This is a genomic window from Paenarthrobacter sp. TRD_SC_7, from assembly GCF_056156245.1.
Genome location: NZ_CM149587.1, coordinates 1,037,325 through 1,050,634 on the forward strand (window position 1 = coordinate 1,037,325; position 13,310 = coordinate 1,050,634).

The 13,310-nt window shown below is 61.2% G+C and carries 16 protein-coding genes; 9 read left to right on the top strand and 7 right to left on the bottom strand.

Annotated elements, in window-relative coordinates; translation table 11 throughout:
- Positions 1-159 precede the first annotated feature (159 nt).
- From AC0J5Z_RS05160 to AC0J5Z_RS05175, 4 genes are all read left to right on the top strand, one after another.
- A complete protein-coding gene (locus AC0J5Z_RS05160) occupies positions 160-1,008 on the top strand; it encodes a DMP19 family protein (RefSeq protein WP_475037897.1) in 849 nt (282 codons plus the stop codon).
- 105 nt (positions 1,009-1,113) lie between these two features.
- Positions 1,114-1,908, top strand: a complete 795-nt coding sequence (locus AC0J5Z_RS05165) for an ABC transporter permease (RefSeq protein ID WP_475037899.1) — start codon at positions 1,114-1,116, stop codon at positions 1,906-1,908.
- A 154-nt stretch (positions 1,909-2,062) separates the two neighbouring features.
- Positions 2,063-2,755, top strand: a complete 693-nt coding sequence (locus AC0J5Z_RS05170) for an ABC transporter permease (RefSeq protein WP_475037900.1) — start codon at positions 2,063-2,065, stop codon at positions 2,753-2,755.
- A gap of 1 nt (position 2,756) precedes the next feature.
- On the top strand, positions 2,757-3,734 hold the full coding sequence (locus AC0J5Z_RS05175; RefSeq protein WP_475037901.1) for an ABC transporter ATP-binding protein: 978 nt from the start codon (positions 2,757-2,759) through the stop codon (positions 3,732-3,734).
- A gap of 132 nt (positions 3,735-3,866) precedes the next feature.
- On the opposite strand, the gene AC0J5Z_RS05180 is transcribed toward AC0J5Z_RS05175, so the two are convergent.
- Positions 3,867-4,244 carry a DUF5655 domain-containing protein gene (locus AC0J5Z_RS05180; RefSeq protein ID WP_475037903.1) on the bottom strand — a complete coding sequence of 126 codons (378 nt, stop codon included), beginning with the start codon at positions 4,242-4,244 and terminating at the stop codon, positions 3,867-3,869.
- Positions 4,245-4,275: 31 nt separating this feature from the next.
- Between AC0J5Z_RS05180 and AC0J5Z_RS05185 the strand changes: the two genes are divergently transcribed.
- Positions 4,276-6,006: a recombinase family protein gene (locus AC0J5Z_RS05185; protein ID WP_475037904.1), complete on the top strand. Its 1,731-nt coding sequence runs from the start codon at positions 4,276-4,278 to the stop codon at positions 6,004-6,006.
- Here AC0J5Z_RS05185 and AC0J5Z_RS05190 read toward each other — a convergent pair.
- Positions 6,003-6,284 (bottom strand): helix-turn-helix domain-containing protein, encoded by a 282-nt coding sequence (locus AC0J5Z_RS05190; RefSeq protein ID WP_475037905.1) that lies wholly within the window; start codon positions 6,282-6,284, stop codon positions 6,003-6,005. The genes AC0J5Z_RS05185 and AC0J5Z_RS05190 overlap by 4 nt on opposite strands.
- Positions 6,285-6,531: 247 nt before the next feature.
- Here AC0J5Z_RS05190 and AC0J5Z_RS05195 point away from each other — a divergent pair, with 247 nt between their 5' ends.
- Positions 6,532-6,774 carry a hypothetical protein gene (locus tag AC0J5Z_RS05195; protein ID WP_475037908.1) on the top strand — a complete coding sequence of 81 codons (243 nt, stop codon included), beginning with the start codon at positions 6,532-6,534 and terminating at the stop codon, positions 6,772-6,774.
- A 225-nt stretch (positions 6,775-6,999) separates the two neighbouring features.
- Here AC0J5Z_RS05195 and AC0J5Z_RS05200 read toward each other — a convergent pair whose 3' ends face one another.
- A complete protein-coding gene (locus tag AC0J5Z_RS05200) occupies positions 7,000-7,692 on the bottom strand; it encodes a recombinase family protein (protein ID WP_475037909.1) in 693 nt (230 codons plus the stop codon).
- 357 nt (positions 7,693-8,049) lie between these two features.
- On the opposite strand from AC0J5Z_RS05200, the gene AC0J5Z_RS05205 reads away from it, so the two are divergent.
- A complete protein-coding gene (locus tag AC0J5Z_RS05205; protein ID WP_475037910.1) occupies positions 8,050-8,568 on the top strand; it encodes a hypothetical protein in 519 nt (172 codons plus the stop codon).
- Positions 8,569-8,584: 16 nt separating this feature from the next.
- Positions 8,585-9,172: a hypothetical protein gene (locus AC0J5Z_RS05210; protein WP_475037911.1), complete on the top strand. Its 588-nt coding sequence runs from the start codon at positions 8,585-8,587 to the stop codon at positions 9,170-9,172.
- A gap of 122 nt (positions 9,173-9,294) precedes the next feature.
- On the opposite strand, the gene AC0J5Z_RS05215 is transcribed toward AC0J5Z_RS05210, so the two are convergent.
- The 3 genes from AC0J5Z_RS05215 to AC0J5Z_RS05225 form a co-directional block, all read right to left on the bottom strand.
- Positions 9,295-10,080: an HNH endonuclease gene (locus AC0J5Z_RS05215; RefSeq protein ID WP_475037912.1), complete on the bottom strand. Its 786-nt coding sequence runs from the start codon at positions 10,078-10,080 to the stop codon at positions 9,295-9,297.
- Between the two features lie 70 nt (positions 10,081-10,150).
- The gene (locus AC0J5Z_RS05220; protein ID WP_475037913.1) at positions 10,151-10,891 is read right to left on the bottom strand and encodes a hypothetical protein; all 741 of its coding nucleotides are present in this window, start codon (positions 10,889-10,891) and stop codon (positions 10,151-10,153) included.
- Positions 10,892-11,252: 361 nt separating this feature from the next.
- Complete coding sequence (locus AC0J5Z_RS05225; protein ID WP_475037914.1) at positions 11,253-11,708, bottom strand: helix-turn-helix domain-containing protein; 456 nt, start codon at positions 11,706-11,708, stop codon at positions 11,253-11,255.
- Between the two features lie 126 nt (positions 11,709-11,834).
- Here AC0J5Z_RS05225 and AC0J5Z_RS05230 point away from each other — a divergent pair, with 126 nt between their 5' ends.
- Entirely contained in the window at positions 11,835-12,278 is a 444-nt protein-coding gene (locus AC0J5Z_RS05230; protein WP_475037916.1) for a hypothetical protein, read from the top strand.
- Here the strand turns inward: AC0J5Z_RS05230 and AC0J5Z_RS05235 are convergent.
- Positions 12,275-13,060: a hypothetical protein gene (locus AC0J5Z_RS05235; RefSeq protein ID WP_475037917.1), complete on the bottom strand. Its 786-nt coding sequence runs from the start codon at positions 13,058-13,060 to the stop codon at positions 12,275-12,277. The genes AC0J5Z_RS05230 and AC0J5Z_RS05235 overlap by 4 nt on opposite strands.
- Positions 13,061-13,310 lie beyond the last annotated feature (250 nt).

A 13,310-nucleotide genomic window follows, 5' to 3' on the forward strand; every position in this document is an offset into this window, starting at 1 on the left:
GGCTACTTTCGGCAGGAGGTTATCTGTTCAATCTTAGTCAGCAGAAAACGGCTCCCAAACTTCGCCCTCCGTTAACCTCAACCTCGATTGCCACGCCGCTCCCACGCGTACGTTGAAAGTGTCCGGAGCACCATCAGCTTTCAGCAGTGAGGATTTCCCATGACTACCAACGAGTACCCCGTCGTCCTGAACAAGACCAGCTTCGAAGCCGGCAACGCGGATGTAGTGGATTCCAACGTCAACGTCGTGAACGAGATGTACGCGGAGCTCCTCAACAGCGACGAAATTGCCACAGCTGCGCTCAACAGCTTCTTTGTGGATTTCTACTTGACGCAAGCCTTGGCCGGCGGCTTCGCCCAGTACGTCTTCACCGCACCGGAGCGTGAAGAAGTTGACGCCTACGTCCGCGCCGGCCTCGAAGGCATGGGCGCCACCCGGCACCTGGACCTCTTCAACCGCACCGCCGCCGCGTTCGACGCACTGACCGAAGACGAAGCCGAGGCCTACCTCGACGGCGACCTGGACGAGTCCGAAACGCCGCCTGCGGCTGTTGGTACCTTGGACGAGCTTGACGGCGAATTTGAGGCGCTGCTGGAGGAAGAGGACATCATCGAGCTCAACGCTGCGTACCTCCGCGGCCAGTCCGAACTGCTTGTCCTTTCCGATGAAGAAATCGAAGCGCACATCGCCGAGCGCGTCGCCCAGATCCCGGACCTCGCCGAGCGCCAGGCCGAGGCCGACGAAGAAGCCCTCGCCAACGCTCCCGAGTTCGAGGTCATCATCCGCGAATTGTGCGATGTGGCCGGCTACGCCCTGGAGAAGATCACCATGGGAGATCCCAACTACGAGCACGACGGCGTGAAAACCCTCGCCTGGCACTTCTCCACCGACCACGGCGACTACATCATGGTGGAAGACGACGACGAGGCCTTCATGATCCACCCGGAGACCAAGGAAATCATCGCGGCCGTAGAGTTCGAAGAATCCGAGGAATTCGCCGACGCCTAAGCTTTCGCCGCCGAGATCGCCGGAACGCTGCGGAATCGCCGTAGCGTTCGGGCGATCTCGACGCGTTTCCGGCGTTTGGTCGAAGCCCGTGAGTAGACTCGTCCGGTGCGTGCGTATTGGGAACTGGCCAAGTCATCATTCCGCCGCCATTCCACGTACCGCACTGCCGCCGTCGCCGGCGCTTTTACCAACTCCGTCTTCGGGCTCATCCGGGCATCGCTGCTGCTGAGCGCAATTACGACGGCGGGTGGCGCCATCGGGGGATACTCGGCAATGGAGGCGGCCACTTATGTGTGGCTGGGCCAGGCGCTCCTGGCACCCTTGGGGCTCTTCGGCAACACTGAGCTGGCCGGTCGCGTGAAGTCGGGGGACATCGCCGTCGACCTCTCCCGGTCCGTCAACCTGACCGCGTCCTACTGGGCTCAAGACCTGGGACGTGCGGCCTTCGACGTCCTGCCGCGCGGGCTTCCGCCGCTCATCGTTGGTGCCCTGGTGACCGGGTTGGCGATGCCGGGAACTCCCGGGCCGTACCTGTTGGGATTCGTGTCCATTCTGGCCGCTGTGTCCTTGAACTTCCTGGGCTTCTTCGCCATCAACCTCCTGTCCTTCTGGGTGCTCGAAATCCGCGGTTTCTGGATGCTGTACATGGTCCTGATGAACCTGCTGTCCGGGTTCTTGGTGCCCGTGACCTGGTTTCCTGACTGGCTGCTCGATCTCGCCCGGGCAACACCCTTCCCGTCAATGCTGCAAACCCCGGTGGACATTCTCGCGGGAAGGACCGTTGGCGCCGAAAGCCTTGCCATGGTGGGTCTCCAACTCCTCTGGCTGGCCGTGCTGCTGGTGGTCGTGCAGGTGATGGTCCGCTTCGGTTCGCGGAGGCTGGTGGTGCAAGGTGGCTAGTCCGCGCGCGACCTCCCAGCGAGAAACCCGGGACCCTCACGCCCCGGTCACTAACCTGGTCCTCCTCAAACTCCTTGTCTCGGCGCGGCTACGCTCTCAGCTCGCCTATCGGGGCAGTTTCCTTTCCGACGTCGCCGGACAAGTCCTATTGGGATTGACCGAGTTTGTGGAGCTCTACGCAATCGTCCACAATGTCTCCACGTTCGGCGGCATGACCCTTGGGCAAACGCTCTTGGTGTTCGGACTCGCCTCGGTGGCCTTCGCGCTGGGTGACCTGCTTTTGGGAGAGACCGACTCCATGTCCGAGACCATCAGGTCCGGCAAGTTGGAGGTGCTGCTGGTCCGGCCTTTGCCTGTGCTGCTCCAATTGGCCACCTCCGATTTCCAACTGAGACGCGTCGGGCGGCTGATCTTCGCCCTGGCTGCGCTTGCTGCAGCGCTCCTACTCACGGATATCGACTGGGATCCTGCCAAGGTCATGCTGGCCCTCATCACGCCGATCGCCGGGACCGCCATCTTCTGTGCACTGTTCCTCGGCGCTGGAGCAATGCAGTTCTGGATCCTCGACGGCAGGCAATTCGCCAATGCCTTCACCTACGGCGGCCGGTACGTGGCCTCCATGCCCGGAGCGGCGCTGTTCTTCCCGATCCAAATCTTCTTCACGTTCGTCATCCCCGCAACATTGGTGGCCTACGCTCCCAGCCTGGTCATCCTCGACCTCGACGGCCCAGCCGGTATCCCGGCCTGGACCGGTTGGCTGGGACTGCCAGCCGCCGTCGTCCTTAGCGGACTCATGCTGCTCCTCTGGCGGGCGGCCATCAAAAAGTACACCGGCGCAGGAGGCTGACATGTCCATCATCGAAGTGGAAAATCTGAGCCGGGAGTTCCAAGTCATGGAATCGGTCGGCCGGTTCCGGCGACGCAAGAAGACGGTTCACGCGGTTCGTGGGATCGACTTCACTGTGGAACCGGGGGAGGCCGTCGGCTACATCGGAGCCAACGGGGCGGGCAAGTCCACCACCATCAAGATGCTGACGGGTGTCCTGGTGCCAAGCTCGGGACGCGTGAGCGTCTGCGGGTTCAACCCGGTGCCGCAGCGTAAAGCGTTGGCCCGGAAGATCGGCGTCGTGTTCGGGCAGCGCTCGCAACTTTGGTGGGACCTCCCGCTGCAGGACTCTTACCCGATCCTCGGTGCCATGCATCGCATGTCCGAGGCGGATTGGAGGCCCAGGTTCCGCGAGCTGGCTGATCAGATGGATCTGGGGGAGTTCCTCACCACGCCAGTTCGGCAGCTCTCCCTCGGCCAGCGGATGCGGGGCGAGGTTGCGGCTGCCCTGCTGCATCGGCCGGAGCTCGTGATCCTGGACGAGCCGACGATTGGCTTGGACATGATCAGCAAGGAGAAACTGCGCCAGTTCCTGGACGCTGAGCGTCGAGAGAACGGCACCACGCTGCTGCTGACCACGCACGACATGAGCGACATCCAGCGTTTATGCCAGCGCGTCCTGGTAGTCGACGACGGCGCAATCGCCTACGACGGTCCGCTCAGCGGTTTGGCTGAGGTGGCCGGAGCCGTGCGCACCATGGTGGTTGACCTCACCGCCCCCGTTCACTCCGCTGCTCTATTTACGCTGCCTGACGGCGCAGTGCACGAGGGCATTGAGGCCGATGGAATCAGGCACAGCGTTTCCTTCGATCCGCGCAGGCTCTCAGCGGCCACCGTGCTTGCCGCGATATCCAGCACAGCCGAGGTTGCCGACCTGTCCTTGCACGAGCCCGACATCGAGCACCTGGTGCGGCAGCTCTACGGGAGTGCGAGGCGCTGATTGTGTAGTTGCTGGGCTGGGAGCGGGCGCTTCGCCGGACTTGCGTGAGTTCGCCGGAACACTGCGTGCTCGCCCCGAACCTTTCGGCGATGTGGCAGGTTTCCCATGAACTCAGCGTGCTGGGCTTGCAGTCTAGCTGTTCTGATCCAACGCCTTCGCAAGGTACCCGAGTAGCTCGTCGTCGACGTCGTCGATTGACTTCAGCCGCACCCTGCGGTCGAAGAAGTCTCCCTCACGTACTTTCACCGCTTCGAGCCTGCCCTCGGTTAGAGCGTCCAAGCGCAGGGCGATGTCAACGGTGGTGTTGTTGGTCCGCGTTACCTGGGCGAACTTCCGCCGAGGGCTGTGAAGCGAAACATAGCCCTTGCGCATCTGGATCTCGACACCCTCGGTTTCGGCGGACCAAGCCAGCAATGCGTCGGCTATGGGGCGCAGCTGGGGGTGGTTGGCGTACTGGCCGTCGATGAGTTCGTCGGCGTCCCGGAGCATGAACTCGGGGTAGCCGAACATGGATAATGCATGAGTGAAGTAGCCTTGCTTCATGGGAGCTACGGCGTTTATCTACACCCGAATTTCTGACGACAGGACAGAGGGCGACGGCGTGGCTCGGCAGGCCGCAGCCTGCCAGGCGCACGCAAAGCGGCTTGGCCTTGAGGTGGCCCATGTGTTCGCCGATAACTCGATCAGCGCATGGAAAGCGGGCAGACGCCCGGAGTACGAGGCCATGCTCAAGCGTTTGCCGGAGTTGGGCGAAGATGGTGCCGTCTTAGTATTCAACGTGGACCGCCTAACGCGCGACCTAGGCGAGCTTTCAACAGTCATCGATCGATTCAAGCATGCGGGCGTGCTGTTGGAATCTGTCAATGGTGGGCGGTATGACTTTCGGAACGTCGATGACCTCCTCAAAGGAGGGCTTGCCGGCCTGATAGGCAACGTGGAGTCGGCCCGCAGGTCTGAGCGCGCTAGGGCGAAGACGGTGCAGCTTGCTGAGCGCGGCGAGTGGGCAGGCGGCACTCGCCCATTCGGCTGGCGACAGGTTCCCGTAGACGCCGCCGCAGGCGAGGATGCCACTCCCGGCAGTGACAGCTCCGCTAGCGGAAAGTCCAAGCTCGGCAATGGCCGCAAGACCAGCGCCGGCCGCTGGGAGTTGCATCCCACGGAGGCCCAGCTAGTTCGTGATGCATACGCGCACATTCTGAAGGGCGGGAGCCTAGGCTCGTTCGTTAGCCGGATGAACGCCGAAGGCGTGACGACATCGCGCGGAGGTCGGTGGGACACGACAAAGCTTCGCCAGATGCTCAAGAGGCCAAGGAATGCGGGCCTCGTCGATCTTCATGGGGAACTCCTGCGAGACGAGTCGGGCGAACTCCTGGTCAGCAAAATGCCTGCGATTGAATCGGTGGAGATGTGGCGGGCAGTCTGTGCAGTTTTTGAAGCACCGCAGCGCCGGCGGCGCCACGACACCAAAGGCCGGTGGCTGCTCTCTGGGATCGCACAATGCCAATGCGGCGCCCCTGTCTACGTGAATACACGCAAGAAGGCCAACGGTGAAGTAGTCCCCTACTATTCGTGCCGCGAACGGCGCCCAGGAGCGACGCACGTTGCTCGTGACGTGGCTTTTGCAGATGCCCTCGTGCTGGAGCGAATGGCGCGCGTTTGGTTCGCCGCACAGCGCGCGACCCCAGTCGATGCGACGACGATAGAGGATCGGCGCGTCAGGCTTGATGCACGTCAGGCAGATATAGAGCGGCGCATGGACTCGCTGGCAGACCTCTTGGCAGACGATCCCATCCAAAACCGGGAGCTTGTGCAGCGTGCCAACGTCAAGTTACGGGCCGAAGAGGCTGCGCTGTGGGTTGAGGCTGAGGCATTGGAGCGTGAGCTCCAAGTTCCGGAGTTGGGCGCGGACAATACCGAATTGGATTGGGACTCCCCAGAGATGCTCGATTGGTTAGCCCTTGATTTGGCTGGCCGCAGGGACTTCATTCGAGCGCGGAGCAACGTGGTTCTCTTCAGTCACAGCAATAGGGGCAAACGGGCTTACGAGCCTGAGAGTGTCGGCGTGCTGCTTCGTCCGCGAGGATCGCGGCCGAAACTGCTTGACGCCGAGGAGATTGCTTGGATGCGTGAAGCCGCCACAAAGCAGCGGAGCCCCTGGACTGGCATAACTCTCGAATGGACGGATGGCTCCAGCGTCGATGTGACCATGGAAGAGTGGCGCGCCGGGACGGAAGCAATCCGACTGGCCGGCCCGGAGCATCGTTCCAGCTAGAGAATCCCGCCCCTGTGACGGCGCGCCAGCTCCTCGATAAGTGCTCCCGTCGAAAAACCTGCGAGCGCGTCCGTTTCTGGCTGGACTCTCGCTGTAGCGGCCTCCACCTTCCCGCCATTGGCGAGGCGCTCCAGTGCCTCAAGCTTCTTAGCGGGTGGCTTTGTTTCGCCGTAGGACCATCTGCGTAGGGTTGACGAATCCACGCCCAGCACGGCGGCAAGGTCATTGCGCTTCATGCCTGTAGCTGCAAGCAGTTCGATGATCCTTTGATTTCCCATTTCACAATGCTAAGCGCTTGCACGTGAATCACGCTTGACCATGCACGCGCAAGCGTGCATACTGGAGCAAGGGAAGGCCGGAAGGCCTTGCCAGCCACAACTGAATAGACAAGTGAATAGGAAGAAAAGAATGCGGTATACGAGAAAGCGCAAGCTGGACCGTTTGTTGTTAGGTTAGGGCGCCCCTTGGCGGGGCAGCGAAGGTTGCTCCGCCGGCGCCCACCACTAGAACCAGAGAGGCTGGGTCATGATCGATCTCGTAGATTTCGGCGGAACGTACATTTCATTGAGTAGCATTCATGCCGTTTCGGACGAAGTGCAGGACGGCGCTAATACTGGCGTGGTCGTCATTGAGTACGGACCCCAAGGCGTTCGCGCCAGCTTTGAGGGATCCGCCAAGGACGTCATGAGGATCATCGAAGTTTGGCAGCGGAATACGATGGCGCCAACCGCTGCGCACCAAGTGCAGCCGATTCTGGAAGTGGCGTAGATCATGACCGAAGATGAGATTCGCGAGCACGCAAGCGCCGTAGTTGCCACCTGGCCCCGGCTTTCACCAGAACAATGCGCCGCCATTGCCGCTGAATTGAGGCGCGACCAGATAGGGCGCCGGCAGGCGGCCTCTGATTAACCCCCTAAACCACAAAAAGCCCCAGCCTTATCGGCTCGGGCTTTTCTGCTTTTGAGGCCGCCAGAACGGCTCAGGGGCGCTTAGCTAATTACCGCCGGCGTACACGCCTCGGGCGGTGTTGGAGGCTAGTACAGCCTTGACGCTGGAGGCCTGCCAGCTAATTCCGCCGCGAGCAGGCTTGATGCCGCGAGCTTCAAGCTCTGCGGCGATAGCTCGGAGGCTGAGATTCTCCGTCTTCAGGCTGACGATCAATTGCACTGTTTCCTCTGTCAGCTCGCGCCGGCGCCCAACATGCACGCCCTCTGCCCGCTTCTGCGCCATGCCCTCGCGCGTCCGTTGCCCAATCAGCTCCCGCTCATACTGAGCGGCAGAGGCCAGGATGTTAGCCGTGAAGCGGCCGGCGGGGTCTGAAGTGTCGACGTTGGGCGAGAGCATGACCAGTCCCCAGTCGCGCTTGGTCGCGCGGTCCATGAGCCCTGCGAAGTCGCTCACTGAGCGGCTAACGCGATCAATGCGGATGGACATGAGGTGATCGGCCTCGCCCCGGTCGAGACGCTCCAGCGCCTCTCGCAGGGCTGGGCGCTTCAGGTTCTTGGCGGACAGGCCGGCGTCCCCATCAACTACTTCCACATCCCATCCGCGTCGGCTTGCCTCTTCCAGCAGCGTCGCCCGCTGGGCCTCCAGGCTTGCGCCTTCCGTGGCCTGCTCATGCGTGGATACGCGGACGTAGGCGAGCGCTAGCGGAGCCTTGCGGGCGGCTGCTTTCTTGGTGGTCATGAGGTAACTGTGCACAAAGCGACCCCTTTGTGCACAACTGAGCGGTGTCAGGTTTAGTTTGGTCTGGCATTGAGGGCCTCTACCGCAGCGAGAGCTCCTGCAAGGAAGTGCCGTTGAATGGGGCTAGCCTCCAAGAGGCCTGCATCAATCTGCTCGATAACAGATCGCAAACTGGCAGACGCCCTCGCGTTCGATTCATCTGAGCCTTCAAAGTCCATATCTTCATCCTGTCAGCCTGGCGTACTAATGCCCCGGCATTTGCTGGGTAGCCCCGCCCTGTATAGGCTCGGCGTGGATTCACTGAGCCGAGCATGGCTCTGGACGAAATGGGGAAACTTGGCGCTTAGCATCTTGTCCGTGGCCACTGCTGCTGAAGCGCAGGGGTCGGGCATTGGAACCGTCATTATCTCCAGTGCCATAGCGCTGGCTGTAGGTGTCGTATCGACAGTACTGGTGCCTTGGGTCACTCTCTTGATCACGAAGAACCTAGAGCGCCAGGCGCAGGAACGTGCCGATAGAAAAGCTGCTGCACTTGAACTCGTTCAGACTACGCACAGGGTTGCGAGCATGTATAACAGTCGGACGCTCCTGCCAGAGAACGAGCAGCAGAAAATCCTTGAGCCGTTTGAGACGGCAAAGGCAAGCGTCTTGTTACTCACAACGCGCGGCGGTGACGACTTCGCGAAGTATCTCCAGGGCATGAACACGCGCCTGTGGGCGCGGGAAGACAAGGACGAGCATGGCCGCGAACTGCCATCAGTAACTGTAGTTGCGGCCAAGTGGGCGGAGCGGGGACGATATGCCCCCGCCCCTGCTCCCAAGACGTCCCCGAAGGACGAGCCGTCGCCAGCCGCACCAGCAGACGCACAGGTATGACCGGCTCGCAGCGCCGATGATTTCAGACTCGATCCCCTGGAAGGGTGAGCTCCTGAGGGTTGCTGACCGCTTGGAGCAGAAGGGCGCCCAGCGAAGGTGGACCGAACGCAGCAGCTTCCTTGTGGAGCGGGACATTATGACCAGCGCTTACGCCATACGGCGCCTTCTTGAGGCTGGCAAGGTATCGCGGTCAACTGCTGCTATGCCCATCACTGTCACCGAGCACCCGGCAACAGGGGAACGCGTCGATGGGTGGAACCGCCATGAGATATGGGACCTGTATGACCTGGATGCCGGGGTCAAGGCACAGCTAGGGCTTCGAAGGTACTGCAATCAGCTCATCCATAGCTACGTGTGGGCTATCAACGCTGACGAGGAGTCAGAGTTGTTCGATGGCGTATTCGCCGCTTCCGAGAACGAGTGCAGTGATCGCCTATTCTTCGTCCCCTTGAAAAGCATGATTGAAGTCTGCCGGCGGATCGGCAGCGAAAGGATCTATGGCGCCGGGCTGCGGAGAGACAAGAACGGAGCTGGTCACTGGATCTCTTACACGCGGGAAGAGGCTGAACGGGAGGGGTGGGGGGAGCCCCCGGCTAGTGTCTGAGCCCTCGCCCGGGCGTCATAACGCCTGAGGTAGCTCACGAGTTTTCAAGCTCGTGAAACAGACGTGAGCAGATGTTGCTAGAACCATGGAGGGGCCGAAGCCCTCCATGGTTCTGCTGTCCGCTAGCTGTTCCAGATCATCGGCAAGCTGTGCGTGATTGCATAGCCGACCTCAAGCAGCGAGCGGGGCGACTCATCAGCTTTGTAGAACATGCCGGCCGGCGCCTTCTTGCGGGCCGCAGTGTGTGCGTTGTGCTGAGCCTGGCTTACCTCCAGCAGGTGCGAAGGGCGCACGCAGTGGGGGACTTCGCACGTGTGGTCTAGCTGGATTGTGCGTGGAAGCTTCTTGCCCGTTAGTTCCTGGTAGAGCCAGCGGTGCGCCTTGACCTCGCCGGCCCCTTGGCCGAGATTGAACTTGCCATAGCCGTCCTCGTTGATGATGCCGGAGTAGAGCCAGCAGCCCTGCTGATCATCTGCGCTAAGGTGCCGGGCGAACTTCTCCAGCTTTGACTCATTGCGTGGGCCACGTGCGTTCGGAAGGACGGCAATGCCGTGCCTGCGGTGGTTGGTGTAATGGCTCCCGCAGTAGCCAAGGGACTTGGCTTGCTGCACGCAGCCATCGACGGAGCACAGCGGCTTTACCTTGGGCGCCTTGGCCTTCAACTCCGTTGAGCCTGTCGTGACCTGGCGGTTGTAGTGCAACCGGCAAAGCCCGGTGGCGTGATGCGGACGCTTGCAATCTTGCAGAGTGCACGTCTTGCCGAATCCCAAGGGGGCAAGCTCGGCAATTCGTTGCTGTCGCGACTTCTCATAGTGCAGGCGGCAGAGGGTGTGATAGACGCCTGTCCTCACCCTGTCGCATCCGTCGGCGGTGCAGGTGGTGGCGTTCCAGTCGGGCTGTTGATTCATGGGGCAGTCCCTTGGCTAGCAGGAGGGTGGAGCACGGAGCCCCCGTAGGGGCTCCGCTAAGGCTGGGTATTTAGAGTGCGGAGAGGTCCACGCGGGTTGCGTTTCGCTCCATGGCCGCGCGAAGTTCTGACTTGTAGGAGGCGTCGCGCTCAGCGTCCACAGCTTCTTTGGCGCGGCGTGCCGCGCGGGCTGGCTCGAGCAGTTCTTCCTTGACCTCAAACGCTGCCCGCTCGCCGACTGCCTGCAGGCGAAGCGGGACATTGATGTAGTCCACAAGCTGTGAGCCGTTGATTGAAACGCTCGGATTCTGGGTGGCGCCAGATACCTGCAATCCTTCGCTAGCGAAGCCCTCGCGGTTAAGCTGTAGCGCTTCACCGATGGCAGCAGAATTGGCCTCGTTGCCAGCAGAGAGCTTCTCGGCGAGCGTGCGGAGGATTCCCGCTACCTCATCGCTTGCGGCCTTTACAAGGGCATCTACGGAGGTTGTGGACAGGATGGACTTGCTGGCCTTTAGGGTTTCCGCGCGCAGGCGGAAACCTGCCTGAGTGTTGGCAGTGATGGCCTTCGCGTGGTTGGCCCTGAGGGCCGCGACGCGTGAAGCGCGGAGGTCAAGCTCAGACCGCAATACAGCTACGTCATGCGCCACGGCCTCGGCTTCGCCGGCCGCGTCGGCTGCCAGGATGGCGGAGAGTTCGGCGGAGGTTTCGGCATGGGCGGCGGTGGCTACTTCAAGCCGGTGGCCAATGGCTTCAAGGTCAGCAGCGGTAGCGGTGGCAGCGGCCTTGGCGGCGGTAAGAGCAGAGGAAGTCATTGTGTGTCTTTCTGTAGGTGGTAACCGGTGACGGTGGAATGCGATCAGCAATGGAGGAGTGCGGAGGATGAAAGCCGCAAGCTGTCCACTGGCGACTGGTGAAGGCCGAAGGCCGTAGCCAGCGGAGCCAGTGCAGGGGGATGAGCAAGAAAAGTGGAAGCCGTGAGCGCCAGCTCAAAGGCTTCAGCGCTAGCTATCAATCGCCAGCTAGAAGAGAAAGGCCTTACGGGCTTCGCCCACGGCCTTTCTATCTGTTGGGTATTGAGTTGTTAGGGCAAACCTCTGATGGGTATTACCCCAACGTGTGATGGGTATTCGAACCGTTGAGCGACAGAATACCCATCACACGTTGGGGTAATTGCTAGCTACGGCGCCACGCGGGTTCGGTTGGGAAAGCGTTTAGAGTGAGCGCCGGAACAGGCGGCTCCTTGACCGATACCGGTTGAGTCTCGGAAGACTGCGGCCGTAAATCAACAGACGTGGATTGCGGTGGCTCGGGCGTTGTCTCTTCGCCTGCCTCAGCAAGCGCACGCGCCCCGAAGGGGACGCGCAGCCAATACTGATTGTTTCGGTTCCAACGCTTGCGCTCATTCTTGGCCACAGTGATAAAGCCAGCCGCAGCCAACTCTGCGAGCGCACGCGTAACGGTCGGCACGCTCTGCGAACTAGCGGCTGCTAATTGCTCCTGAGTTGGGTAGCAGTATCCCGTCCTGCCGTCGGCATACACCGCCAGACTGTGGCCGGTGATCTTGGCCTTGGTTGTTAGGCCGCTCGCAGAAAGAGCCCTGCCGAAGGCGAAGGGCTCATAGGTGTTCATGGTGGGTTACCGCGCGTTCGCTCGGGGGAAGCCTTGAAGCAGTAGCCATATGGCGCCTCCTTGGCGTAAAGACCCTCAGGGGGTCTTGGAGTATTAATCTGAAACGCTGCCCGATATGATCGGCGCATGCGCAAAATTGGGGGACTTGTCTTTATCGGCCTGCTTGGACTGACGGCCTGCTCAGCGCCAACTACCGAGGCGGCGCCTGCACCGTCGGCCACCGTTTCAGCGGCAGCGTCAGACAGTAAGCCACTGATCTCAGTGCCTTCAGGGAGTGCGGTGGCAACAGCTACCGCGAGCCTGCCGCCAGAGTTCTACGACGAGAGCGCTCGCGGCCGCTATCTGGCCGGCGTCAAGAAAGCCCTCAATGCCTGGCGCGACGGTGTAATTCCATCCGACGATGATCTACTCCAAGGCGCCGAGGTAGCCTGCGGGCTATACGAGTCAGGCAAGACGGTCGAGGATATTGCCGCACTGGCGGGCACGGACAGCGTGGCAGGGGACAACGCATACGCGGTGGCCGCCTACGCTGGCCGGGAGCTGTGCACTAAGTACAACAACTTCCGTTAGACGACCTTCCTTACAATGCCGTTGCTGTCGATGTAGAGATTGGCGGCTACTCCTGAAGCTTGGGGCAGTCCGCTCAGCTTTAGCGAAGGGCTTGCAAGTTCGATCCTTACGGAGCTGGCTACCAGCATGCCGAGGGTTGTGCTGGAGGTTACGGACGCGTTGGGGAAGTTCACAGCGCCGCCGTTGTTCCCGGTGTTCTCCAGAGTCAGGCCGCCGAGCTTGATCGTCTTCCCTCCGGCCACGGTCAGATCGTTGTTCAACGTCGCCGGGCCATTGATATCCAGCGTTCCGGTAACGTCAAGGTCGCCAGCAATTTTTGTTAGCCCGTTCAAATCGGTGGGGCCGGTAACGGTAAATTCGCCAGTCACCGTAGTGTCACCGGCAATGGTCGTGATGCCGTTCAGGTCCGTAGGACCAGTCACGGTAAAGTCGCCTGTCACAGTGGTATCTCCCGCGATGGTGGTAACGCCGTTCAGACTTGTTGGCCCGGTTACAGAGAAGTCCCCGGCAACGTCTGTCGGCCCGTTCAAGTTCACGTCACCCGAGGCTGTGAATGACCCTGACATGTTGATCGTGCCGCTGGCCTCAAGCAAGCCTGAGACGGTGGCAGACCCCGTTACGACCAAGCCGCCATTCTCGATCGTGATCCCGCCGCCGCCGTAGACTGAGAGGCCACCACGACCGATGGCCATGCTGTTCTGGTTGGTGGCGAACTCAACCGCCTTTAGGCGGCGCAGAATGTCGCGGAGGGCGCCTTGGGTTAGGTTGTCGATCTGTCCCATTAGAGGGCTACCTGCTCCCGCTTGGCCGATATGTGAAGGGTGCAAGCTGCAAGTGCCTTGCCGCCCTGGAATTGCTGATCTACTGAAGTGGAAATGATTGCTCCCAATGCAAGCGACACCGCAAGGTGTCGGGAGTGATGGGCCGACAGGACTGTCAGCCTCAAGATGTGGTTGCTAGGCCACGAGCAGAAAGAGCCCCGCCGAAGGCGAAGGGCTCAATGGATTTCAGATGGGCTAACGCCCGTTCGCA